General features: G+C 71.5%; 22 protein-coding genes and 1 pseudogene. 7 read left to right on the top strand and 16 right to left on the bottom strand.

Annotated elements, in window-relative coordinates; all coding sequences use genetic code 11:
* Window positions 1–271: 271 nt before the first annotated feature.
* Complete coding sequence (locus ACFP2V_RS36555) at window positions 272–454, top strand: hypothetical protein (RefSeq protein WP_266075280.1); 183 nt, start codon at window positions 272–274, stop codon at window positions 452–454.
* Between the two features lie 46 nt (window positions 455–500).
* On the opposite strand, the gene ACFP2V_RS36550 is transcribed toward ACFP2V_RS36555, so the two are convergent.
* The 5 genes from ACFP2V_RS36550 to ACFP2V_RS36530 form a co-directional block, all read right to left on the bottom strand.
* Window positions 501–1,895, bottom strand: coding sequence for a tannase/feruloyl esterase family alpha/beta hydrolase (locus tag ACFP2V_RS36550; RefSeq protein WP_381220577.1), 1,395 nt, complete (start codon window positions 1,893–1,895; stop codon window positions 501–503).
* A gap of 183 nt (window positions 1,896–2,078) precedes the next feature.
* Window positions 2,079–3,020 (bottom strand): hypothetical protein, encoded by a 942-nt coding sequence (locus ACFP2V_RS36545; protein WP_381220305.1) that lies wholly within the window; start codon window positions 3,018–3,020, stop codon window positions 2,079–2,081.
* Window positions 3,021–3,150: 130 nt separating this feature from the next.
* Entirely contained in the window at window positions 3,151–3,447 is a 297-nt protein-coding gene (locus ACFP2V_RS36540) for a hypothetical protein (RefSeq protein WP_381220302.1), read from the bottom strand.
* A 398-nt stretch (window positions 3,448–3,845) separates the two neighbouring features.
* Window positions 3,846–4,445 (bottom strand): class I SAM-dependent methyltransferase, encoded by a 600-nt coding sequence (locus ACFP2V_RS36535; RefSeq protein WP_381220299.1) that lies wholly within the window; start codon window positions 4,443–4,445, stop codon window positions 3,846–3,848.
* A gap of 179 nt (window positions 4,446–4,624) precedes the next feature.
* Entirely contained in the window at window positions 4,625–5,053 is a 429-nt protein-coding gene (locus ACFP2V_RS36530; protein ID WP_381220296.1) for a PPOX class F420-dependent oxidoreductase, read from the bottom strand.
* Between the two features lie 88 nt (window positions 5,054–5,141).
* Here ACFP2V_RS36530 and ACFP2V_RS36525 point away from each other — a divergent pair, with 88 nt between their 5' ends.
* Together ACFP2V_RS36525 and ACFP2V_RS36520 are read left to right on the top strand one after the other, a co-directional pair.
* On the top strand, window positions 5,142–5,555 hold the full coding sequence (locus ACFP2V_RS36525) for a roadblock/LC7 domain-containing protein (protein WP_381220293.1): 414 nt from the start codon (window positions 5,142–5,144) through the stop codon (window positions 5,553–5,555).
* 126 nt (window positions 5,556–5,681) lie between these two features.
* On the top strand, window positions 5,682–6,596 hold the full coding sequence (locus ACFP2V_RS36520; RefSeq protein ID WP_381220291.1) for a DUF6397 family protein: 915 nt from the start codon (window positions 5,682–5,684) through the stop codon (window positions 6,594–6,596).
* 45 nt (window positions 6,597–6,641) lie between these two features.
* Here ACFP2V_RS36520 and ACFP2V_RS36515 read toward each other — a convergent pair whose 3' ends face one another.
* Together ACFP2V_RS36515 and ACFP2V_RS36510 are read right to left on the bottom strand one after the other, a co-directional pair.
* Window positions 6,642–7,508 (bottom strand): acyl-CoA thioesterase, encoded by an 867-nt coding sequence (locus tag ACFP2V_RS36515; protein ID WP_381220288.1) that lies wholly within the window; start codon window positions 7,506–7,508, stop codon window positions 6,642–6,644.
* Between the two features lie 19 nt (window positions 7,509–7,527).
* A complete protein-coding gene (locus ACFP2V_RS36510; protein ID WP_381220285.1) occupies window positions 7,528–10,041 on the bottom strand; it encodes a DEAD/DEAH box helicase in 2,514 nt (837 codons plus the stop codon).
* Window positions 10,042–10,185: 144 nt separating this feature from the next.
* On the opposite strand from ACFP2V_RS36510, the gene ACFP2V_RS36505 reads away from it, so the two are divergent.
* Window positions 10,186–10,980, top strand: coding sequence for a metal-dependent hydrolase (locus ACFP2V_RS36505; protein ID WP_381220282.1), 795 nt, complete (start codon window positions 10,186–10,188; stop codon window positions 10,978–10,980).
* A 56-nt stretch (window positions 10,981–11,036) separates the two neighbouring features.
* On the opposite strand, the gene ACFP2V_RS36500 is transcribed toward ACFP2V_RS36505, so the two are convergent.
* From ACFP2V_RS36500 to ACFP2V_RS36480, 5 genes are all read right to left on the bottom strand, one after another.
* A complete protein-coding gene (locus ACFP2V_RS36500; protein ID WP_381220279.1) occupies window positions 11,037–11,291 on the bottom strand; it encodes a type B 50S ribosomal protein L31 in 255 nt (84 codons plus the stop codon).
* A 126-nt stretch (window positions 11,292–11,417) separates the two neighbouring features.
* The gene (locus ACFP2V_RS36495; RefSeq protein ID WP_381220276.1) at window positions 11,418–11,888 is read right to left on the bottom strand and encodes a DUF5709 domain-containing protein; all 471 of its coding nucleotides are present in this window, start codon (window positions 11,886–11,888) and stop codon (window positions 11,418–11,420) included.
* A gap of 323 nt (window positions 11,889–12,211) precedes the next feature.
* Window positions 12,212–13,993, bottom strand: a complete 1,782-nt coding sequence (locus ACFP2V_RS36490) for an ABC transporter ATP-binding protein (RefSeq protein WP_381220273.1) — start codon at window positions 13,991–13,993, stop codon at window positions 12,212–12,214.
* Window positions 13,990–16,008: an ABC transporter transmembrane domain-containing protein gene (locus ACFP2V_RS36485; RefSeq protein WP_381220270.1), complete on the bottom strand. Its 2,019-nt coding sequence runs from the start codon at window positions 16,006–16,008 to the stop codon at window positions 13,990–13,992. Before ACFP2V_RS36485 ends, ACFP2V_RS36490 begins: the two co-directional genes overlap by 4 nt.
* Window positions 16,009–16,239: 231 nt before the next feature.
* Window positions 16,240–16,707, bottom strand: a complete 468-nt coding sequence (locus ACFP2V_RS36480) for a MarR family winged helix-turn-helix transcriptional regulator (protein ID WP_381220268.1) — start codon at window positions 16,705–16,707, stop codon at window positions 16,240–16,242.
* Between the two features lie 144 nt (window positions 16,708–16,851).
* Between ACFP2V_RS36480 and ACFP2V_RS36475 the strand changes: the two genes are divergently transcribed.
* Complete coding sequence (locus tag ACFP2V_RS36475; RefSeq protein ID WP_381220265.1) at window positions 16,852–18,654, top strand: ABC transporter ATP-binding protein; 1,803 nt, start codon at window positions 16,852–16,854, stop codon at window positions 18,652–18,654.
* A 43-nt stretch (window positions 18,655–18,697) separates the two neighbouring features.
* Window positions 18,698–19,561, top strand: coding sequence for an endolytic transglycosylase MltG (gene mltG / locus ACFP2V_RS36470; RefSeq protein ID WP_381220263.1), 864 nt, complete (start codon window positions 18,698–18,700; stop codon window positions 19,559–19,561).
* 56 nt (window positions 19,562–19,617) lie between these two features.
* Here the strand turns inward: mltG and ACFP2V_RS36465 are convergent, their stop codons facing one another.
* Window positions 19,618–20,739, bottom strand: a complete 1,122-nt coding sequence (locus tag ACFP2V_RS36465; RefSeq protein WP_381220260.1) for an NAD(P)-binding domain-containing protein — start codon at window positions 20,737–20,739, stop codon at window positions 19,618–19,620.
* Between the two features lie 76 nt (window positions 20,740–20,815).
* Between ACFP2V_RS36465 and ACFP2V_RS36460 the strand changes: the two genes are divergently transcribed.
* Entirely contained in the window at window positions 20,816–21,244 is a 429-nt protein-coding gene (locus ACFP2V_RS36460; RefSeq protein WP_381220257.1) for a YjbQ family protein, read from the top strand.
* Between the two features lie 33 nt (window positions 21,245–21,277).
* Here ACFP2V_RS36460 and ACFP2V_RS36455 read toward each other — a convergent pair.
* The 3 genes and pseudogenes from ACFP2V_RS36455 to ACFP2V_RS36445 all read right to left on the bottom strand — a co-directional run.
* Window positions 21,278–21,603, bottom strand: a pseudogene (locus tag ACFP2V_RS36455) (MmyB family transcriptional regulator); the annotation flags it as partial.
* 353 nt (window positions 21,604–21,956) lie between these two features.
* The gene (locus ACFP2V_RS36450; protein WP_381220254.1) at window positions 21,957–22,430 is read right to left on the bottom strand and encodes an SRPBCC domain-containing protein; all 474 of its coding nucleotides are present in this window, start codon (window positions 22,428–22,430) and stop codon (window positions 21,957–21,959) included.
* A 50-nt stretch (window positions 22,431–22,480) separates the two neighbouring features.
* Window positions 22,481–23,317, bottom strand: coding sequence for a universal stress protein (locus ACFP2V_RS36445; RefSeq protein WP_381220251.1), 837 nt, complete (start codon window positions 23,315–23,317; stop codon window positions 22,481–22,483).
* Between the last annotated feature and the right edge of the window lie 120 nt (window positions 23,318–23,437).

Genomic DNA, 23,437 nt, shown 5'->3' with positions numbered 1-23,437 from the left:
AAACTTGACTAGCGGGTCGGAGTCGCCGAGAGTACAGCACGGCCGGGGCCGACCGGGTAGGCGTGGGATATGAACTGGGACACCATGGATACGCGGTCGTGCTCCGTTCGGAGGGACCGACGAGCCGAGGATTCGGTGAGTCGGCGACGCCCCCTGAGGGAACCCTAGGGGGCGAACCTCAGGGACGTCTCAGGGTCGCGGTCGGAACCGCCGGGAGCGCGGAGCCGTTTTCACGACAGAGAGCGGCAGTGGCCGCGAAGGAGGCGACACCATGTCGAAGAATGCCAAGATCGCCGCGGGGGGTGTGGCGGCCGGGCTCATCCTGCTCATCTGGCTGCCCTGGTGGGCGGCGCTCCTGATCATCCTGGGAGTCCCGGCTGCCGCGTACCTCGCCCTGGACCCCTCGCAGCGGAGCAGGTTGCGCCGCGTTTCGCGCAAGGAGCTGGGCCGCTGAGACGCAGGGGCCCGTCCCGGAAGATCGGGTCCCTGCTCGGCCCCTGCTACCGCGCCGCCGCCCCAGCACCGTCCAGTGCGCAGGAGTTGACCACGTCACCGTCCGCGGGCCTGCCGATCGTCCGGTCCGCGGGCGGCCTGACTCCGCGCTCCACCCATGCGGTCAGAGTGTCGAACGCCGACCGGTAGCAGGGCAGGATCGGCCGCAGCCGGTCCGGATGGGTGTCGTACAGCCCGTCGACGTGGGTGCCGCCCTGCACCGTGTAGTAGCGGTGCAGCGGCCCCCGGCCCTTCGCGTCGATCATGCGGGCGTACACATCGGAGTGGGCGGCCTTCGGCAGCAGCGCGTCCAGATCACCGTGCAGCGTGATCAGCGGCCGGCCGATACGCCCGGTCAGTGCCGCCCGGGCCGCAGCGCGGTGCACGGAGGCGGGACGTGAGGCGTAGTCGTACGTGGCGTCGGACGCGCACGGCGCCAGGATCTGCTCCACCGTGGTCCCGGCCGAGGGCCCCGGGCAAGCGGGATCGTAGGCCGGGTCGAACTCGGCGCGGTAGATCTTCTGCGTGACACCCCAGTAGGCCTTCTCGTGGTACGGCCACAGGAACTCGGAGCCCGGTGCGAAGCCCACCGCGCGCAGGTCCTCGTCCCGTGCCGTGCCGAACATCCGGGCCACCGTGACCGGCAGGGTGGTGAACAGACCGGTCCCGTCGGCGGCCCACAGCGCGCCCTCCCGGTCCACGCCGCCGTCGTACGGCTCCGGGTGGTTCTCCAGCTGCCGGCGGGTGAGATAGCCGCCGTTGGAGATGCCGGTCATGTACGTCCGGCGCGGGGCATGCCCGTAGCGGTGGGCCACCGCGCGCTTGGCCGCCCGGGTGAGCTGCGTGGTCCGGGTGTTCCACTCGGCCACCGCGTCACCGGGCCGGGTCCCGTCACGGTAGAAGTCGACCCCGTTGTTGCCCTTGTCCGTCGAGGCGTACGCGTCCCCCTGGGCCAGTACCCGGTCGGAGATGGCCTTGTCGGTCGCGTACTGCTTGCGGGTGCCGGGTGCGCCCGTGACGACCAGCCCGCCGTTCCACCGGTCGGGCAGCCGGATCACGAACTGTGCGTCGTGCGCCCAGCCGTGCGTCGTGTTGAAGCGGGAGGAGTCCGGGAAGTACCCGTCGACCTGAATGCCGGGCACTTCGGACGGCGACCGGGTGGCGGCCGCGGTCAGCCCCGCCTGGTCCGCCAGGTCGGTGTACGGGGTGCCGGCCAGCTCCGTGGTGGTCGGATCGGCCAGACAGGTGGTGTGCTGGTGGGCCGCGCCCGGCACCCGCACACGCTCCTGGCGCGCACAGTGTTCGTCTCCGGCAGCGGCGGCCGGAGCCGGAGCGGTGAGGGCTGCCGCCGCGAGGGTGACGGCGAGCAACGGAATGCCGAGGGACGGGCGGACGGCCTCCAGGAAGGACGGGAAGCGGAAGAGGGCACGGTATGGAGCACGAAGCTGCCCCCTGGTGCGGGCCCAACGCTGCCATCATCGATGGGTCGGCGCCCCACGGGACGGCGCCTTCGCATGGAGGTTCACACCGCATGCGAAGGCAGGCGCACACCTCATACGGAGCCAGACGCCCCCGCCGGGCGCGGTTCAGAGCGGCCGTACGGCGATCCTGTCCAGGCCCTCCAGAAGACCCGGCAGTTCCGGCCCCCTGCCCACCGGGAGGACCTCGCCGGGCTCGTCGTCGAGCAGGACGAACGCCATGTCGTCGGTCCTGGCCACCAGGGACCAGCCGGGCCCATCGGCACGCAGCGTGCGGGCGTCGCCCGGCGCGAAGGACGAGCGGACCCGGCCGAGCGGCGGCGGCGAGGAGACGTAGGCACGTGCCTCCGCCAGGACCCGCCGAATGCCGCTGTGGCCCGTCTGCTGCCCGTTCGGGCCGTCGGCCGAGGCGCCGTCGCCGGACGGAGCACCCCCCCTCGGCTGCTCCGCAGTCGTGCTCTCGTCGGCCGGACCGCCGTCGGCCGGGCCGTCACCGGCGGCTTCCCCGGCGCTGTCGGAGGCATCCACGGAGCCGCCCGGAACAGGGAACGCCGAGTCACCGACCTGTTCCCGCCAGAGCGCCCACTGGAGCGCGATCTCGTCAGCACCCAGACGCCGCTGCGCCGGCCCCCAGGCGTCGGAGTCGGGCGGCGCCAGCAGGGGCCCGTCGGCGACCTCGGGGCCGGGATCGTGCGGCGCGGGCACGTTCGGAGCCGCCACGGCGACCGCGAGGGGCCAGCCGGGCAGCGCCGCGACGACCGTGCGCTCCTCCGGAGACAGATCGTGCTCCATGCCGCAGTCCCAGGAAGCGATCGCGACGGCGACCAGCGACACGTCGTCGACCGCGACGGTCCACCGGGCGCCCTCACCGTCCTGGCCGAGCACCAGCCCGTACCCGTCGGCGAGCGGGGGGAGACCGAGCGCCGCGCACGCTTCCGGGTAGTCGTCGCCCAGCACGCTCGGGAACTTCGCCGGCGTCAGCAGCGCCGCCGTCAGCACATAGAGCGCGTCGTCCGCGGCGGCGACGGCTTCCTCGTCCGTCCCGGCCATTCCAGCCTCCCCGTCGGTTTCGTCCACCGGCGCGCACACTAATCCGCCCCCGAGCCTCTTGTCACGACCTCGCAGCCGCACCCGGAGCTGCGGCCCGACGGGGCGAATCGGCCACGCACTCCCGGCCGGATCAGGTTGCCGGAAGCCCCAGCAGGTGCCGCGCGACCGTTCGCGGAGACGCGTCGCGCTCGCGCGCGAGCGCAATGACCGCCCGGCACGCCAACTCGTTCACCCCGAACGCCAGCGCCTCCGGCGACACCCAGCCGGTCACCTCGTCGATCCTCTCCTGATCGTCCTCCGCACAGGCCGAGACGTACGCTGCGGCGGCCTCGAACAGATTGTGCGGACGCTCCTCCCGCTCGGTCCTCTCCTCCGCGCGCAGGTTGTCCCCCACCTTGCCCCCGATCCTGCGAACCCTGCCCCACATCCAGTCCACCTTTCCCCTGAGCGATTTTCCTCACCGAACATCCATGTCCTGTCCTGCCACTCAACGTAGAGTTTGGAGCGTCCGCGGCAGAAGGGACAGCGGGGCGAGGTGCTTCGAACGGCTGGAATCATTCAACCGTCCCCTTCAGAGTTCACTCGTTTACGAAATCAGGGCTCAACAGCGCACGCGCCTGAAGAATCTCCTGTTCGACGCCGCCGAGGTCTGCGCGGGCAGGTGCTCGTGCCGGTGGACACCCGCGTCGTCCGTGGTATTCGTACCGGGCCGCTCCGTCCCCCGCATGGTCACCGGCGGGAGGACCTGGGCACGCACCCGGTACCGTGGCCGCGGGTTGCCCGGTGCGGCACGTGGACCGAGAGGCCCGACGCGAGGGCGGGCGCTCAGTCCGCGCGGACGGCCAGCGTCAGGAACCGGGCGTCCTCGTCGACGTACGACGTCATGCGCCAGCCCGAACCGGCCAGCAGCGGACGGAGGTTCGGCTCCGCGCGGAGGTCGTCCGGCGTGATCGAGCGGCCCTGACGCGCGGCGAGCGCCACCCTGCCGATCGGGTGGAACAGCGCGAGCACGCCACCGAGACGCACCACCCGCGCGAGCTCCCGGAGATTCTCGGCCGGGTGGGGCAGGTGCGCGATCAGGCCCGCCGCGAACACGGCGTCGAGCGATCCCGAGCGCAGCGGCAGCACGGAGACGTCGGTGAGTAGCAGCACCCCGTCGTGGCCCCGTCCGGCCCGCGCGGCCTCCCGCAGCATGGCCGGGGTCAGATCCGCCCCGAGGACCGTTCCGGAGGGGCCCACGGCCGCACGCAGCGGCGGCAGGGCCCGTCCGGTGCCGCAGCCGGCGTCGAGCACCCGGGCGCCCTCGCGCAGCCCCAGCTCGGCCACCGCCGCCGCGTAGGCCGGACCGTCGTCGGGGAAGCGGCGGTCCCAGTCGGCGGCACGCGCGGTGAAGAACTCCTGGACATGTGTGTGGTCGTCGCTCATGCCCGGCATGATCCCCCACCGAACGGCCCGGACCCCAACACCCGGCGAGCCCCGGAGACGTACCGTCCTGCGCGATCGCACCCGCCGCCGAGGCACTGGATCCGGCCACGGAGGCCCCTGGCCGTGTCCCCCCGCGTGAGGGCATCCGGGCCGCGTCACTCCGTGCCGCGGCCCGGCGATCAGTCCGCGACGCCCTTCTCCGACAGGACCTTCTCGACGGCGGCACGGACAAGGAGCTCGCCCGGCACACCGTTGCGCGCTCCGAACTCCTCGGCACGGTCCTGGCCCATGTACCGCCCGGCGATCCGCGTGGCCCAGCGCACCAGGTCCTCGGGATCCTCCGAGATCCGCGCCCGGCCCTGCAGCACCACGAAGGCGAACGGCGGCCGGTCGTCGTCCACGCACAGGGCGACCCGGCCGTCACGGGCCAGATTGCGTCCCTTCACCGTCTCCTTGCCGGTGTTGAACACCACGTCGTCCCCGTCGAGCACGAACCAGATCGGCGCCACGTGCGGACTGCCGTCGGCGCGCACGGTGGAAAGCTTCGCGGTGCGGGTTCCGTACGAGACGAACCCCCGCCATTCCTCATCGGTCATCGTCTGTCCCATGGCTCCTATCCTCCTTGTCCGCCGCCCGGCCGTGGGGAAGGCTGACGGAGGGATCCATACGGGGAAGAGCAAGGGGGAGATTCGCGACATGACACAAAATCGGGGACTCGACTGGCTGCTGGACGACCTGACCCAGAGAGTCGAGGAGGTACGGCACGCGCTGGTCCTGTCCAACGACGGGCTGGTGACGGGGACGAGCACGGGGCTTCGACGCGAGGACGCGGAGTACTTAGCCGCGGTCTCGTCCGGACTGCACAGCCTCGCCAAGGGCTCCGGACAGCATTTCGGCGCGGGCGGGATGCGCCAGACGATGATCGAGTTCGACGAAGCGGTGCTCTTCGTCACCGCGGCCGGTACAGGCAGTTGCCTGTGCGTGCTCAGCGCGGCCGAGGCCGACATCGGCCGGATCGCGTACGAAATGACGCTGCTGGTCAATCGGGTCGGCGAACACCTGGACGTGGACGCCCGCCGACCGGAACCCGACGACCCCACAGGTACCTGACCTGTACGTTCGTCGGCCCCAGTGGAGTTATCCACAGATCCGTCACGAAGAGTGACGGATCCGCTACGGTTTTCTCCGGGCGGCGCACACGGCGTCGGCCGAGCGCACTCCACGGGGGAGACGAGCATGTCCGAAAACACCGCCACACACGAAGTCACGACCGTCGGTTCCTGGGTCGCGGCAGGTCGCGCGGCACGGGAACTCGGCCTCAAGCCCAGCGAGTTCGACCTCGCTGTGGACCTCGGCCGGATCCGTACCACCCCCGGCGGGCGGGGAGCCGGCCGCCGCGTGGACCGCGCCGAACTCGAACGGCTCCGCGCCCGGCCAGGTCACCCGGAGGCTCTGCGCGAGAGCGTCAGGACCGTGGGCACCACGGAGGGCGCGCTGCTCATGGGGGTGACGAAGGACCGTTTCACGCGCCTGGCCCGGCTGGGGCTGCTGGCCCCCACGAGGTTCTACCTCAACCGCTACCGTGCCGTGGTCTGGCTCTATCTCGCCGAGGAGCTACGGCAGTTCACGGCCGACGAGAAGAACACCCCGTTGCTGAGGGGCCGCGCGTCCGACAACCTCAGGGGACAGCTCGACACCGGCCTCGACCTGCGGGCCCGCAACTGGCGCACCCGCCGTCTGGCAATCCTGCTCCGTCGGGCCACCGACCCGTGGTCGCGCGCCGGAGCCCTCGCGTCCCTGCTCGACCCGCCCCACATCTGCGAGGTCGTCAAGGACCCCTACGAGCGTTCCCACCTCAGCCGGTTCTGTCCAGAAAGGCCTTCCCACGGCTCCCCTGGCTCACCCGGGGCCGTCCTCACGGAAACCCTCGTGACCGCTCAGGACCCCGACGAGATCGCCTGGTTCCAGGCGGAGCTCGCACAGATGCTGGCAGAGGCCCGCGAACACCGGCCGGCACCCCGTCCGGCTTCCGCCCCGCCCCGCCCCGCCCCGGCCGGGCAGGCTCCCCGGGAGCCGGAACGCCCACGCGGGGCGTTCCGCGCGCTGCTCGCCCGGTGGCGCGGCAGAAACCGAGGACCGGCTGTCCCCTGACCGGCCGACCACTGACCAGCCGGCCCGGGTGATGCGCCCGGTGGTCTACAGAGCCCGGAACAGCCCCTCCTGGACGACGGACACCAACATCCGCCCCTCGCGGTCGTAGATCCGCCCTCGGGCCAGACCACGCCCGCCCACGGCGATCGGCGACTCCTGGTCGTACAGGAACCACTCGTCCGCGCGGAACGGGCGGTGGAACCACATCGCGTGGTCCAGCGACGCCATGTCGAAGCCGCGCGGGCCCCACAGGGGTTCCACCGGGAGCCGGACGGCATCCAGCAGCGTCATGTCGCTGGCATAGGTCAGGGCGCAGGTGTGAACCAGCGGATCGTCGCCGAGCGGGCCCATCGCGCGCATCCACACGGCGCTGCGCGGTTCGGCGTCCTTGACGTCGTCCGGGTCCCAGCGCAGCCGGTCCGCGTAGCGGATGTCGAAGGGCTGACGGTGGGCCATCCGCTCCAACTGCTCCGGCAGCTCGCCCAGATGCCCGCGGATCTCCTCTACGACGGTCGGCAGCGACTCCGGATCCGGGACCTCGCGGGCCGGCGGCAGTTGGTGCTCGAAACTCCCCTGTTCAGGTTTGTGGAAGGAGGCGGTGAGAGTGAAGATCGTGCGGCCCTGCTGCACGGCGGTGACCCGGCGGGTCGTGAAGGACCGGCCGTCCCGTACCCGCTCGACCTGGTACACGATCGGTACCCCGGGCCGCCCGGGGCGCAGGAAGTACGCGTGCAGCGAGTGCACGGGGCGGCCGCCCTCCGTGGTGCGGCCCGCGGCGACCAGCGCCTGGCCGGCCACCTGGCCGCCGAAGACCCGCTGCAGCGACTCCTGCGGACTGCGGCCACGGAAGATGTCGACCTCGATCTGCTCCAGGTCGAGCAGGGCGACGAGGCTCTCGGTCGGGTTCGTCATGGGCGCTACGCTCCTGCGTTCACAGCTGGCCGACAGTGGTGACCCGGACGACCGCACGGCCCTCCGCGTCGGAGGCGGTGAGGTCGACCTGGGCGCTGACTCCCCAGTCGTGGTCGCCGTTCGGGTCGTCGAAGATCTGCCGGACCCGCCACAGTCCATTGTCCGGCTCCTCGTCGATCAGCAGCAGCTTGGGACCGCGGGCGTCGGGACCGGTGCCGAGTTCCTCGTACTCGTCCCAGTACTTGTCCATCGCCTCGCCCCAGGCGTCGGCATCCCAGCCGGCCTCGGCGTCCAGCTCGCCCAGCGCCTCCACCTGGTCCAGAGCGGCCAGTTCGACACGGCGGAACATGGCGTTGCGGACCAGGACGCGGAAGGCGCGCGCGTTGGCGGTGACCGGCTTGACCTGGTCGGCCTTCTCCTGGGCCTCCTCGGCGGTCATCTCCGCGGGATTGGCCAGCTGCTCCCACTCGTCCAGCAGACTCGAGTCGACCTGACGCACCATCTCGCCCAGCCAGGCGATCAGATCCTGGAGATCCTCGGACTTCAGATCGTCCGGGACGGTGTGGTCCAGGGCCTTGAAGGCGCTGGCCAGGTACCGCAGCACGATGCCCTCGGTCCGGGCCAGCTCGTAGTGGGACACCAACTCCGTGAAGGACATCGCCCGTTCGTACATGTCCCGCACCACGGACTTCGGCGACAGCGGATGGTCACCGACCCACGGGTGACTCTTGCGGTAGGTGTCGTACGCGTGGAAGAGCAGTTCCTCCAGCGGCTTCGGGTACGTGATGTCCTGAAGGCGCTCCATGCGCTCCTCGTACTCGACGCCGTCCGCCTTCATCAGGGCGACCGCCTCACCGCGCGCCTTGTTCTGCTGTGCGGCGAGGATCTGGCGCGGGTCGTCCAGCGTGGACTCCACCACGGACACCATGTCGAGCGCGTAGGAAGGCGACTCGGGGTCCAGCAGCTCGAACGCGGCCAGCGCGAAGGTGGACAACGGCTGGTTCAGCGCGAAGTCCTGCTGCAGATCCACGGTGAGCCGGACGATCCGCCCCTCGGCATCCGGTGTGTCCAGCTTCTCGACGATGCCGCCGTCCAGCAGGGACCGGTAGATGGCGATCGCCCGCCGGATGTGCCGCAGCTGCTGCTTGCGCGGCTCGTGGTTGTCCTCGAGGAGGTGACGCATCGCCGCGAAGGCGTTCCCGGGCCGTGCGATCACCGACAGCAGCATGGTGTGCGTCACCCGGAAACGGGAGGTCAGCGGCTCGGGCTCGGAACCGATGAGCTTCTCGAAAGTCTGCTCCGACCAGGCGACGAACCCCTCCGGCGCCTTCTTGCGGACGACCTTTCGGCGCTTCTTCGGGTCGTCGCCCGCCTTGGCCAGCGCCTTCTCGTTCTCGACGACGTGCTCGGGGGCCTGCGCGACGACGAACCCCTCGGTGTCGAAGCCGGCCCGTCCGGCCCGACCCGCGATCTGGTGGAACTCGCGGGCCCGCAGCGTGCGCACCCGGTTCCCGTCGTACTTGGTCAGGGCGGTGAACAGCACCGTGCGGATCGGGACGTTGACCCCCACGCCCAGCGTGTCCGTACCGCAGATGACCTTCAGCAGACCGGCCTGCGCGAGCTTCTCCACCAGCCGCCGGTACTTGGGCAGCATGCCGGCATGGTGCACACCGATGCCGTGCCGGACGTAACGGGAGAGGTTGCGGCCGAACTTGGTGGTGAAGCGGAAGCTGCCGATCAGGTCGGCGATCCTGTCCTTCTCCTCGCGCGTGCACATGTTGATGCTCATCAGCGCCTGCGCCCGCTCCACCGCCTGGGCCTGCGTGAAGTGCACGATGTAGACCGGAGCCTGCCGGGCCGCCAGCAGGTCCGTGAGCGTCTCGGTGAGCGGCGTGTAGCGGTACTCGTAGGACAGCGGGACCGGCCGGATCGCCGAGCGGACCACCGACGTGGGGCGGCCGGTGCGGCGGGCGAGGTCCTTCTCGAAGAAGGAGACGTCGCCGAGCGTCGCCGACATCAGCACGAACTGTGCCTGCGGCAGTTCCAGCAGCGGAATCTGCCACGCCCAGCCGCGGTCCTGCTCCGCGTAGAAGTGGAACTCGTCCATGACGACCTGGCCGACGTCGGCGTTCCTGCCGTCACGCAGCGCGATCGACGCCAGCACCTCGGCGGTGCAGCAGATGACCGGGGCATCGGCGTTCACGGACGCGTCGCCGGTCAGCATGCCGACGTTCTCCGTGCCGAAGATCTTGCACAGCTCGAAGAACTTCTCCGACACCAGCGCCTTGATCGGTGCCGTGTAGAAGGTGACCTCGTCCCGAGCCAGCGCGGCGAAGTGGGCGGCGGCCGCGATCATGCTCTTGCCCGAGCCGGTCGGGGTCGAGACGATCACGTTCGCCCCGGAGACCACCTCGATCAGCGCCTCCTCCTGGTGGGGGTAGAGCGTGAGACCACGTTCCCCCGCCCACGACTCGAAGGCTTCGTACAGGGCGTCGGGGTCGGCGGTCGGCGGCAGCTGATCGATGAGGGTCACGCCCCCATCTTGCCTGCCGCCGGGCCCCGCGCGGGAATCGGATTCGGGTATGAAGATCGCGAACGCTACGCTGTGTCGCCGAAGGGGCGTCAACGCACCTGGTCAACTGGACAGCGGCACAAGCGGATGGGGCGGGCAACGGGGATGATGGGACCAGCACACTCACTGTCGGGTGCCGCGGCATGGCTCGGTGTAGGCGCGGCGATGGCCGCCGCCGGAAAGCCGATGCCCTGGCCGGTGCTTCTGGTCGGCGCTCTGATCTGTGCCGGCGCCGCCCTCGCCCCGGACCTGGACCACAAGGCGGCGACGATATCGCGGTCCTTCGGCCCCGTGTCCAAGAGGCTGTGCGAGATCGTCGACAAGCTGTCGTACGCCGTCTACAAGGCCACCAGGAAACCGGGCGACCCGCGCCGTTCCGGCGGTCACCGCACCCTCACCCACACCTGGCTGTGGGCGGTCCTGATCGGTGGGGGCGCTTCCGTCCTGGCGATCACGGGCGGCCGGTGGGCGGTGCTGGCCATTCTCTTCGTCCACATGGTGCTGGCCATCGAGGGCCTGCTGTGGCGGGCTACGCGGGGTGCCAGCAGCGACGTACTGGTGTGGCTGCTCGCCGCGACCAGCGCGTGGATCCTCGCGGACATCCTGGACGAGCCGGGCAACGGCGCCGCCTGGCTGTTCACGGAGCCCGGCCAGGAGTACCTGTGGCTGGGGCTGCCGATCGTCCTGGGCGCGCTGGTGCACGACATCGGGGACGCCCTGACCGTCTCGGGCTGCCCGATCCTGTGGCCCATACCGGTGGGACGCAAGCGCTGGTACCCCATAGGTCCGCCCAAGGCGATGCGGTTCCGGGCGGGCAGCTGGGTGGAGCTCAAGGTGCTGATGCCGGCGTTCATGCTGCTCGGCGGAGTGGGCTGCGCGGCGGCGCTCAACGTGATCTGAGACGCGGACGACCGGCCGTCGTCGACGGTGGATGCCCGGTGGTCGCCGTCGCCGGCTCAGCCGGAGCTTTCACCACCGTAGCGGCGCTGGAAGCGTGCGACGCGTCCTTCCGTGTCCACGGTCCGTGCCGTGCCCGTGTAGAAGGGGTGGCTCTCCGAGGAGATCTCCACCTCCACGACCGGGTAGGTCTCGCCGTCGTCCCACTCGATCGTCTGCTCGCTGGTCGCGGTGGACCGGGTCAGGAAGGCATATCCGGCGGCCCGGTCGCGGAAGACGACGGGGCGGTAGTCGGGGTGCTTGTCCTGCTGCATGGACGCTCCTCGTGCGACGTGGGCGATGCGTGCGGCGCGCGCGATGTGATCGGTCCGGATGACGGCATGGATGGCCTGCGCCGTTCGGACGGCCGTGACGGCCGTCACGGCCGTGAAACGGTGAGGTCAGCCGGGCAGGGTGTCCTCGTCGACGACATGCACGGCGGCCTCCTCGGCCGAGGCCGCCGCCCCGTCGATGCCGACGTCCGTGGCGAGCAGGGCGGTCTCCTCGTCCTCGTGCGCCCCTTCGTCGGGGGCCACGAGCCGGCCGGAGCGCACGGCACCGACCTCGTTGTCCAGGAGCTCGCCGTCGGTGCCCTCGCTGTCGCCGAGGTTGTCACCGTCGGCGGCGGTGAGATCGGGCCGCTCCTCGGCGAGCCGCTGGTCCAGGGTCTCGCCCGCCCTGCGCTCCGACGCCGTCACACCGCGGTGCTCCACGGCCCACGGCCGCTCGGGAGGGGACCAGCCCCGGTCGAGGGGATCGTCGACCCCGTCGTTCTCGAGAGTGTCCTCGGCGTCGAGCAGTCCGGCGTCGTCCTGGACCTCGGATCCATCGGGCTGGTAGACGTCGTCTCCCCAACCGCCGGCTCTGTTCACGGGGACCTCCAGGGGGTGGGGACGGGCCCGTTCCCGCCGTGGCCCGTTCCGGGCCGCGCCTGCACGGGGCACTGGCACCAACCGCACCCCGGTTCTCCGAAGCCCCGGGCGTCCCCCGAGCCGGTGCCTGGTTCCACCCTTCCACCCAGGCTCGGCTCCGCGCAACGGCACGGTCCGCCACCAGCGGCCGGTGGCGGACCGTGCACACGGTGAATCCGCCCTCGGGCGCGTCTCACCCCCGGCCGGGGACCCGCCGAACGCGCCCGGCCGCACAGCCCGCCCGGCCGCACCCTGCGCGCTCATCCCTCCCCTCACCTGGGCCCTCACCCGTGCCAGGAGCGCCACAGCGCCGCGTACGCACCGCCCGCAGCGACCAGCTCGTCGTGGCTGCCCAGCTCGCTGATGCGGCCGCCCTCGACAACAGCGATGACGTCCGCGTCGTGGGCGGTGTGCAGGCGGTGGGCGATGGCGACGACGGTGCGGCCGTCGAGGACACGGGCCAGCGAGCGTTCCAGGTGCCGGGCCGCGCGGGGGTCCAGCAGCGAGGTCGCCTCGTCCAGCACCAGCGTGTGCGGATCGGCCAGCACCAGCCGGGCCAGCGCGATCTGCTGCGCCTGGGCCGGGGTGAGCGCCAGCCCGCCCGAGCCGACCTCACTGTCGAGACCGTCGTCGAGCGCACGCGCCCAGCCGTCCGCGTCGACCGCGCCGAGCGCCGCCCACAGCTCGGCGTCCTCGGCATCCGCCCGGGCGAGCCGCAGGTTGTCGCGCAGGGAACCCACGAAGACGTGGTGCTCCTGATTGACCAGGGCCACATGGGTACGGACGTGTTCCGCGGTCATCCGGGACAGTTCGGCGCTGCCCAGGGTCACCGTGCCGTCCCGGGGCGCGTAGATCCCGGCGAGCAGCCGTCCCAGGGTGGACTTGCCCGCGCCGGACGGGCCGACCAGCGCCAGCCTGGTGCCGGGCGCGACCTCCAGCGACACCTTGCGCAGCACGTCGACGCCCTCGTGGTAGCCGAAGTGCACCCGCTCGGCGCGCACATGGCGCCCGTCAGGAGTCAGCGCGGCGTCACCGGTGTCGGGCTCGATGTCCCGGACCCCGACCAGCCGGGCCAGCGACACCTGGGCCACCTGCAACTCGTCGTACCAGCGCAGGATCAGCCCCACCGGGTCGACGAGCATCTGCGCCAGCAGCGCACCGGTCGTCAGCTGGCCGACACCGATCCAGCCCTGCAGGACGAAGACACCACCGATCATCAGCACCGAGCCGAGCACGGTCACATGGGTGATGTTGATGACGGGGAAGAGCACCGACCGCAGCCACAGCGTGTAGCGCTCCCAGGCCGTCCACTCCTTGACCCGCTGGTCCGACAACGCCACCCGGCGCTCGCTGAGCCGGTGCGCCTCGATGGTCCGTCCCGCGTCCACGGTCTCGGCGAGCACCGCGGCCACGGCGGCGTACCCGGCGGCCTCGGAACGGTACGCGGCCGGCGCCCGCCGGAAGTACCAGCGGCAGCCGGCCACGAGCAGCGGAACGGCGACCAGTACGGCCGGCGCCAGTTCGGGTGCCGTGACGACCAGGCCGCCCAGCAGCAGCACCACCCACACCACACCGATGGCGAGCTGGGGCACGGCCTCACGCATCGCGTTGCCGAGCCGGTCGATGTCGGTCGTGATCCGGGACAGCAGATCACCCGTCCCGGCCCGCTCCAGCACACCGGGCGGCAGCCCGACCGACCGCACCAGGAAGTCCTCGCGCAGATCGGCCAGCATCCGCTCTCCGAGCATCGCCCCGCGCAGTCGCACCTGCCGCACGAACACCGCCTGGACGACCAGCGCCACCACGAACAGTGCGGCGGTGAGCCCCAGATGGAGCTCCCGCGTGCGGTCCGAGACCCGCTCCACCAGGCCGCCCAGCAGGTACGGGCCGACCATCGAGGAGATCACCGCGACGGTGTTCACCGTGATCAGGAGTACGAAGGCCCTGCGGTGCCTGCGGAGCAGCTCGCCCACATAGGCGCGGACGGTGGCGGTCGCGCCCACGGGCAGGGTGCCGGCCGTGGTCGGGGCCGCCGGGTCGTAGGCCGGTGGCGCCACGCCGATCATGCTGTCTCCTCGATTTCTACGAGCTTGTCCAGCTCGGTCAGGTCGTCCGTTCCGGCCTCGGCCCCGGTCTCGGTCTTCGCCTCGGCCCCGGCTCCGGCCCCGGTCTCGGTCTTCGCCTCGGCCCCGGCTCCGGCCCCGGTCTCGGTCTTCGCCTCGGCCCCGGCTCCGGCCCCGGTCTCGGTCTTCGCCCCGGCCCCGGTCCTGGTCTCGGTCTTCGCTCCGGCCCCGGTCCTGGTCTCGGCCCCGGTCCTGGTCTCGGTCTTCGCCTCGGCCTCCGTCTCGCGGGTCACCACGGCCCGGTACCGGGGCTCGGTACGCACCAGCTCGTGGTGGCCGCCGACCGCCACGACCGTCTCGTCGTGCAGGAAGACCACCTGGTCCGCCCGGTCCAGCAGCAGCGGCGACGAGGTGAACACGACGGTCGTCCGTCCCGACCGCAGTTCCCGTACGCCCTCGGCGATACGGGCCTCGGTGTGCGAGTCGACGGCGGAGGTCGGCTCGTCCAGGACGAGGACCTCCGGGTCGGTGACCAGCGACCGGGCCAGTGAGAGTCGCTGGCGCTGACCACCGGAAAGGGATCGTCCACGCTCGGTGAGCTGCGCGTCCATCGGGTCCGCGGCGTCGAGCGAACCCTGCACCAGCGCCGCCAGTACGTCCCCGCACTGCGCGGCGCCCAGCGCCTCGCGCGCTTCGACGGCCCCGGACGCGGGTACGTCGAGCAGTTCGCGCAGTGTGCCCGACAGCAGCACCGGATCCTTGTCCTGGACGAGGACGGAGCCGCGGGCGGAGTCCAGCGGCAGCTCGTCGAGCGGCACGCCGCCGAGCAGCACCGAGCCGTTCCGCGTGGCCTGCGCCGCATGCCCGCCGAGCCGTTCGGCCAAACGTCCCGCCGTGTCCGGATCCCCACACACCACGGCGGTGAGCCGGCCCGCCGGGACGAACAGACCGGTCGCCGGGTCGTACAGGTCTCCGGTGGGCCTCTCGGACCTCTCGGAACCGGGCGTCCCGGCGGCGTCCACGGCCCGTTCCAGCGACAGCACACGCGCCGCACGCTTGGCCGACGGCCGGGAGAAGGAGTAGGCCATCGCGATCTCTTCGAAGTGGCGCAGAGGATACGCGAGCAGCATCACCGAGCTGTAGACGGTGACCAGTTCACCCACGGCGATCCGCCCCTGACGGGCCAGGTGAACGCCGTAGCAGACCACCGTGATCAGCAGGATTCCCGGCAGCAGTACCTGGATCGCGGCGATCAGGGACCACATCCGGGCACTGCGCACGGCAGCGTGGCGGACTTCCTGGGACGCGCGACGGTAGCGGTCGAGGAACAGCTCCTCGCCGCCGATGCCGCGCAGTACACGCAGTCCGGCGACGGTGTCCGAGGCGAGTTCCGTGGCCCGTCCGGCCTTCTCCCGCTGGACGTCGGCCCGCCGGGTGGCGTGGGGCAGCAGCGGCAGGACCGCGAGTGCCAGCAGGGGCAGGCCCACGACGACGACCACACCGAGCGCGGGCTGGTAGACGAGCAGGCCGACGCAGACCAGCACGATGGTGACCACGGCCGCGGTGAACCGGGACAGTGCCTCGACGAACCAGCCGATCTTCTCGACGTCACCGGTGGAGACGGCTACGACCTCGCCGGCCGCGACGCGCCGGGTCAGCGTGGAACCCAGCGTCGCGGTCCTGCGGGCCAGCAGCTGCTGGACACGGGCGGCCGCGGTGATCCAGTTGGTGACGGCGGCCCGGTGCAGGAAGGTGTCGCCGACCGCGTTGCCCACGCAGGCCAGCGCCATGAGCCCGCCGGCCAGGGCGAGCCGGGTGCCGGAACGGTCGACGGCGGCCTGGACGCCGATGCCCACACAGAACGGGAGCGAGGCGACGGAGGCGAAGTGCAGCAGTCCCCAGGCGAGGGATTTGAGCTGGCCCGGGAGCTGGTTCCGGAAGAGCCACCGCAGGAATCGGGGGCCCGAGCGGGCGTCGGGCACGCCCGGGTCGGGATACGGAAGGTCTTGTATCTGCATGACGTCCCAGTGGCTCGCTAAGGCGGGGCCGCGCGCCGTCCTTGGACAGCGGCGACAGCAAACCGTGACAGGTTGACGCCACTGCGTGCCGCAAAGCAAACGATTTTTCACGCAGAGCCCGGAATCGGTTCGACGCACGGGACGGGAACCTCACGGCACACCGGACGACCCCGGCGGGCGCACCGGCCGACGACGGCACGAGGCCCCGGCAGCGACCTCCGGCGCGGTGTCTCAGCAGGACGCGTCGCGGTGCTGCGGGGTGGCGGCCGTCCCGTCGATCAGCGTGTTCAGCAGCTCGCCGAGAACCTTGCGCTGCTCGTCCGCCAGCGGAGCCAGGATCTCCTCCGCGGCGGCCCTGCGCGCGGCGTGCAGCTCCCGCAGGGCCGCGTGTCCGTCGTCGGTGAGCTCGATCCGAATCACCCGCCGATTGGCCGGATCGGGCACCCGCCGCACCTTGCCGCTCGCCTCCAGCCCGTCGACCAGCGTCGTCACGGCTCGCGGTACCACCTCCAGCCGCTCCGCCAGGTCGGCCATGCGGGGCGGCGAGGCACAGTGGGCGAGAGTGCGCAGCAACCGGGACTGGGCAGGGGTGATGCCCAGTTCGCGCCGCACCAGATGGCGCTTTTGAATGCGGTGCACCCGGCGGGTCAGCCGAAGCAACTGCTCGGCCAGCAGGCCGTCGGGGTCGGGGGTGGTCATGTGCGGAACAATATCAGGACGTCGTTCATTGTGAGCATAGGTAACAATGAGCTAAGCTCCGCTGGCCCGGCATCCCGCAACATCCCCACGGCGGTCCTGGGCTCCCGCGCACTGCTTTCCGCTCCCGAGCCCTCGAAGGAGACCATGCACCCCGACCATGAACCCGCCTGGAGCGCACCCGCGGGCGCCGGGGAACAGCCCCGGCAGGTGCGCCGCATCCTGAGACTGTTCCGCCCCTACTGGGGTCGCCTCGCGATCGTCGGCCTGCTCGTCGGAGCGGCGTCGCTCGTCTCGGTCGCCACCCCGTTCCTGCTCAAGGCGATCCTCGATGTCGCGATCCCCGAGCGCCGCACCGGACTGCTCAGCCTGCTGGCCCTCGGCATGATCCTCAGCGCCGTCCTCACCAGCGTCTTCGGCGTGCTCCAGACGCTGATCTCCACGACCGTCGGCCAGCGCGTCATGCACGATCTGCGCACCGCCGTCTACGACCGGCTCCAGCGCATGTCGCTCGCCTTCTTCACGCGTACCCGCACCGGCGAGGTCCAGTCCCGCATCGCCAACGACATCGGCGGCATGCAGGCGACCGTGACCTCCACGGCGACCTCCCTGGTCTCCAACCTCACCAGCGTCGTCGCCACCGTCGTCGCGATGCTCGTCCTCGACTGGCGGCTGACCGTTGTCTCGCTGGTCCTGCTGCCGGCCTTCGTGTGGATCAGCCGTCGTGTCGGCAACGAACGCAAGAAGATCACCACCCAGCGTCAGAAGCAGATGGCCTCGATGGCCGCCACGGTCACCGAGTCGTTGTCGGTCAGCGGCATCCTGCTCGGCCGCACCATGGGCCGCTCCGACTCCCTGACCAGTGCCTTCGCCGACGAGTCCGACCGTCTGGTGGACCTGGAGGTGCGGTCGAGCATGGCCGGTCGCTGGCGCATGGCCGTCATCACGATCGTCATGGCCGCCATGCCCGCTGTCATCTACTGGACCGCGGGCATCGCTCTGCGGACGGGCGGACCGGGGGTCTCCATCGGGACGGTCGTCGCCTTCGTCTCGCTCCAGCAGGGCCTGTTCCGGCCGGCCGTGAGCCTGCTGTCGACCGGGGTACAGATTCAGGCCTCGCTCGCGCTGTTCCAGCGCATCTTCGAGTATCTCGACCTCCCCGTCGACATCACCGAGCGCGCGGACCCGGTCCACCTGGACCGGGTCGGCGGCGAGGTCCGGTTCGAGAACGTCACTTTCGGCTACGACGGCAAGGGCGGCCCCGTCCTCGACGGCATCGACATCACCGTCCCCGCCGGCACCAGTCTCGCGGTGGTCGGTTCGACCGGCGCCGGCAAGTCCACGCTGGGCCACCTCGTGCCGCGGCTGTACGACGTCACCGGGGGCCGGGTCACCCTCGACGGGTTCGATGTGCGCGACCTCGACTTCGACACCCTGGCGCGCGCGGTCGGCGTCGTCTCCCAGGAGACGTATCTCTTCCATGCCTCCGTAGCCGACAACCTGCGCTTCGCGAAGCCCGACGCCACGAACGAGGAACTCCATGCGGCGGCACGGGCGGCACAGATCCACGACCACATCGCCGCCCTGCCCGACGGGTACGACACCGTCGTGGGGGAGCGCGGCCACCGCTTCTCCGGCGGTGAGAAGCAACGCCTGGCGATCGCCCGGACCATTCTGCGCGATCCGCCGGTGCTCGTTCTCGACGAGGCCACCAGCGCGCTCGACACCCGTACCGAGGCCGCCGTCCAGCAGGCCATCGACGCACTGTCCGCCGACCGCACCACGCTCACCATCGCCCACCGGCTCTCCACCGTCCGCGGCGCCGACCAGATCGTGGTGCTCGACGCGGGACGCGCGGTCGAACGCGGCACGCACGAGGAACTCCTGGAGCGGGACGGGAGGTACGCGGCCCTGGTCCGCAGGGACGCCCAACTGGAGCCGACGAGATGAAAATATGCCGGGTTTGTGGCGATGTGCGAGTTACCGTGCCCGCATGCAGACGAACACTCCGTCACGAGGCACGATCCGACTGACGCGCCGGGGGCGGCTCGCCCTCATCGCGACCGGGGCCGTCGTGGCCGGTACCGCCGTGGCGGTGCCCCTGCTCATCCTGGGCGACAGCGGCGACCCCCGCCCCACGACCCTGGTGATCCCGGAGGGCCGACGGGCGAGCCAGGTGTACGCGGCCGTCGACAAGGCCCTCGAACTGCCCGCGGGGAGTACGAGGAAGTCCCTCGCGAAGGCCGACCTCAAGCTGCCGGACGACGCCGACGGGAACCCGGAGGGTTACCTCTTCCCGGCGACGTATCCGTTGAAGGAGAAAGCGACACCGGAGCAGTTGCTGGCGCTGATGGTCGAGACGGCCAACAAGAAGTTCAACGGAGCCCCGATCGCCGCCGGTGCGCAGCGCAACGCGATGAACGTCTATCAGGCCGTCACCATCGCGAGCCTCGTCCAGGCCGAGGCGTCCACCAAGGCCGACATGGGCAAGGTCGCCCGGGTGATCTTCAACCGCCTGGAGCGCGGGATGCCGCTGCAGATGGACTCGACGGTCGACTACGCCCTGGGCCGTTCGACGCCCGGCGTCAAGGAGAAGGACATCGAGGTCAGCAGCCCCTACAACTCCTATGCGCGCATGGGGCTGCCGCCCACCCCGATCGACAACCCCGGTGAGGAAGCGATGCGCGCGGCGATCACCCCGACGCCGGGCGACTGGCTGTACTTCATCACGGTCAAGCCGGGTGACACCCGCTTCACCGCCGATTACAGCGAACACCAGAGTGACGTCGCCGAGTTCAACGCGCGGCAGCAGAAGGAGAAGCAGGCGGAGAAGCAGGCGGAGCCGGGGGGGAAGTGAGGCGGCCCGTACCAGCCGTCGGCGTCGGACCGTGGCGCGCTCCTCCGCCGCCGGCATCAGACCGTGGCGCGTTCCTCCGCCAGCAGACGCCTGATGTCCCGTACGGCCGCGCGTCCGGCACGGTTGGCGCCGACGGTGCTGGCCGAGGGGCCGTAGCCGACGAGGTGGACGCGGGGGTCGGCGACCGCCCGGGTGCCCTCGACGCGGATGCCGCCACCGGGTTCCCGCAGCCGCAGCGGAGTGAGATGGTCGATGGCCGGACGGAATCCGGTGGCCCACAGGATGACGTCGGCCGCCACCTGCCGCCCGCCCTTCCACTCCACCCCCTCCGGCGTGATCCGGTCGAACATCGGCTGCCGGTCCAGTACGCCGTCGGCGATGCCCCGGCGGATCGCGTCGTTCAGTAGCAGCCCCGTCACCGAGACGACACTGCGCGGCGGCAGCCCTTGCCGCACTCGTTCCTCGACCAGTGCCACGGCCGCCCGTCCCGCCTGCTCGTCGAAGGGGTCCTCGCGGAAGACCGGGGGCCGCCGGGTCACCCAGGTGGTGTCCGCCGCGTACGGGGCGATCTCCAGCAGGTGCTGCGTGGCCGAGGCGCCTCCCCCCACCACGACGACCCGCTGCCCGGCGAACGCCTCGGGGCCGGGGTACTGCGCGGTGTGCAACTGCCGCCCCCGGAAGGTCTCCTGCCCCTCGTAGCGTGGCCAGAACGGCCGGTCCCAGGTGCCGGTGGCGTTGATCAGTGTCCGCGTCGACCAGGTGCCCGCCGAGGTCTCCACGAGCAGCCGCCCGCCGGCGCCCTCCCGTACCGTCCGCACCTTCACCGGCCGCCGTACCCGCAGGCCGAACGTCCGCTCGTAACGGTCGAAGTACTCGGTGATGACCTCGGAGGACGGCCGCGCCGGATCGGCGTCCGTGAGTTCCATGCCGGGCAGCGAGTGCATCCCGTGCACCCTGCCGTAGGTGAGCGAGGGCCAGCGGTACCGCCAGGCCCCGCCGGGGCCCGGGTTGTGATCGAGCACCACGAAGTCTCGCTCCGGTTCAAAACCGGTGCGCCGCAGGTGATAGGCGCTGGACAGTCCTGCCTGTCCAGCGCCTATGACGACTGCCTGGACCTCGGCCGCCTCGGCCTCGCTGATGTAGTTCACGTTTCTACTAACATCGATAGGGGCGCACATCTTCCCACGAGCCGTTACCGCCACTCGAGGGCTTCCTCCCTCGAAGAGCCCCGGTGCATGGGCCAGGATGGAAGCTATGCCAGATGCCTTCGACACCCGGGTCCTGAACGTCGCCACCGGCTCCGCGGAGCGGATCGTCGACCTCACCCGTGACTGCGAGTCCTTCCTACGGGAGGTGGCGGCCGGCCGCGACGGGCTGCTCAACCTCTTCGTGCCGCACGCCACCGCCGGCATCGCTGTCATCGAGACAGGCGCCGGCAGCGACGACGACCTCCTGACGGCCCTGCACACCCTGCTGCCGGCCGACGACCGCTGGCAGCACCGCCACGGCAGCCCCGGCCACGGCCGCGACCACGTCCTGCCCGCCCTCGTCCCGCCGCACGCCACCCTGCCCGTACTGGGCGGCCAACTGGAACTGGGCACCTGGCAGTCCGTGTGCCTGGTCGACACCAACCGCGACAACCCCGACCGCCGGGTCCGGCTGAGTTTCCTCGGAGGCCGGTAGACCGAAAGGCCGGCAGGCCGGTGAGCGGCCGCCTCACCGCACGGGGCTGCCCGCCGCCCCCGTGGGGAACTCCTCGACGCCGAGTACCCGGAGCAGCCCCGGCCGCTCGCGGGCTTCGGCGTCCGCCGGGGTGAGCACGAGCAGTAGCTGACCCTGGTCCGGAGTGACCGGGGTCTCGCAGTTCAGCAGCGGGTGGCCCACCCGCGGGTGCAGCAGGGTCTTGCGGTCGGCGCGACGGACCGCCACCTCGTGCTCGTCCCGGACCGGCGGAATTCGGCGCCCGCGGCCCGCGACCGGTCGACGAGCCCGGCCGCCTCGGGGGCGCCGGGCCGGCGGCAGGCGGCCGGGCGCAGGTCGGCCCCGTGTCTCCGCCGGGAAGCTCCGGCCCCACCGAAACGGTGAGAAGTGGCTCCGCCGGGTGTGCGAGCGGCGGGCCGGTGGGTGGTCCGCACACCAGCGCGGCCGGCGAGAAGAGGCCGGCGGGAGGCCCGGGTGACCGGTCGCCCGACCGTTCGAGGGGCAGGGTCACCTCTGCCAGTCCCCCCGGGGCCGGCGAACCCCGTTCAAGACAGCCACGAGCCGGCGGGCGTGGTACTCGTGTTCCTCGGGCGGCCCCCGACCGAAGCGGGTTCCGCCGGAGAGCGCGGAGAGCGCGCAGATCCGGAGCATCCGGAGGCCCGAAGCGTCCGGAAAGGATGCGGGACGGACGGCTTCAGGAGGAGGAGGCGCCGCCCGATTCCACGAACCGCGCGAGACGGGTCAGCGCCCAGCGGGCCCCCGCCTCGTTGTCCGCGGCGGGCACGGCGTCGGGGACGCCCTCGTGGACCACCAGGACGACGGTGCCGCCGTCGGCGTCCGTGAGCGTGGTCGTCATGGTCATCGTGCCGCTCAGCGCCGGGTCCTCGGCCTCGAACTCGACCACCTCCACCACCATCTCGTCCGGCACGAGCCGCGCGAAGCTGCCGTGGTAAATGTCGGTGTGAGCGGCCGACTTGCCGACCGCGTCCGGCGCGTCGTACGTGAGTGAGACCCGGAACCTGCCGCCCTCGCGCGCCTCGAACTCGTGCACCTCGCCCCGCATGCCCGGCGGCACCCGCCACCGTGCGATCGCGTCCGCGCTCACCAGCGCCCGATAGACGGCCGGCCGGGGAGCGTTCACCCGACCCGAGACCCGCGTCGTGTACATGGTCCTCTTCTGCCGTCGCCCTGCCGCCGCCCTGCCGTGCCGTCGATGGATCACCGCTCGCCGCGGACGACGGTGACCGGGCAGTCGGCGTGGTACAACAGTGCCTGGCTCACCGACCCCAGCAGCATCCCGGTGAATCCGCCGTGTCCCCGTGCCCCCGCCACCAGCAGCTGGGCCTCCTTGGCGGCCTCCAGCAGCGCGTGCCGCACCCGGGACCGCTCCAGGAGCGGTTCCACGGACACCTCCGGATGAGAAGCCCGCCATGGAGCCAGGACCTCCTCCAGCCGGCGCCGGTGCTTCTCGCGGAGCTGGTCCAGGTCGATCACCACGTTCAGCGGATCGGTGTGACCCTCGTGTGGTGTCGGCTCGCTCCAGGTGTTCCACACGTGCAGCGCGATCAGCGGGGCCTTCCGCAGCGCCGCCTCGGCGAAGGCGAACCCGCCCGCCGCGGCCCCGGCGGGCGAACCGTCCACGGCGAGGAGCACGGGCCCCTGCGGATCGGGGCGCCCCCGCACCGCCATGACCGGGCAGAAACCGTGGGCGGCAAGCTGCACGACCGTCGAGCCCAGCAGCAGGTCCCCGAACCCGCCGCGGCCCCGCCCGCCGACCACCGCCAGCACCGCGTGGCGCGACTCGCTCCGCAGCACCGTCAGGGTGTCCCCGGACGCCACGGTCCTGGACACCTCCAGGCCCGGCGCCACGTCAGCGGCCCGCTGTTCTGCCTGTGCCAGGACGCCGTGGACCATCGGGTCCAGGTCGGACGGACGGCTGAAGGCGTGCACGACCCGCAGCTGTGCGCCGCGCAGCCGCGCCTCACGGGCCGCGACGTCCACAGCGGCGAGACTGGACGGTGATCCGTCCACTCCGACCATCACCACGTCATTCACCGTTCACTCCCGTCCCGATCGGGCACCCCCCTCGTGGCGGGTGCGTCCCGGCCCTGCCCGCGCGTACCGAAGTACCCGCGGGCAGGGCACCGTACCGGCCCGAAAGCTCCGAAGGGGGGC

The sequence above is a fragment of the Streptomyces incanus genome (assembly GCF_042656345.1).
Classification (GTDB): Bacteria; Actinomycetota; Actinomycetes; order Streptomycetales; family Streptomycetaceae; genus Streptomyces; species Streptomyces incanus.
The sequence above is the reverse complement of the archived record's forward strand: the minus strand, read 5'-3'. Positions and strand labels throughout refer to the sequence as shown.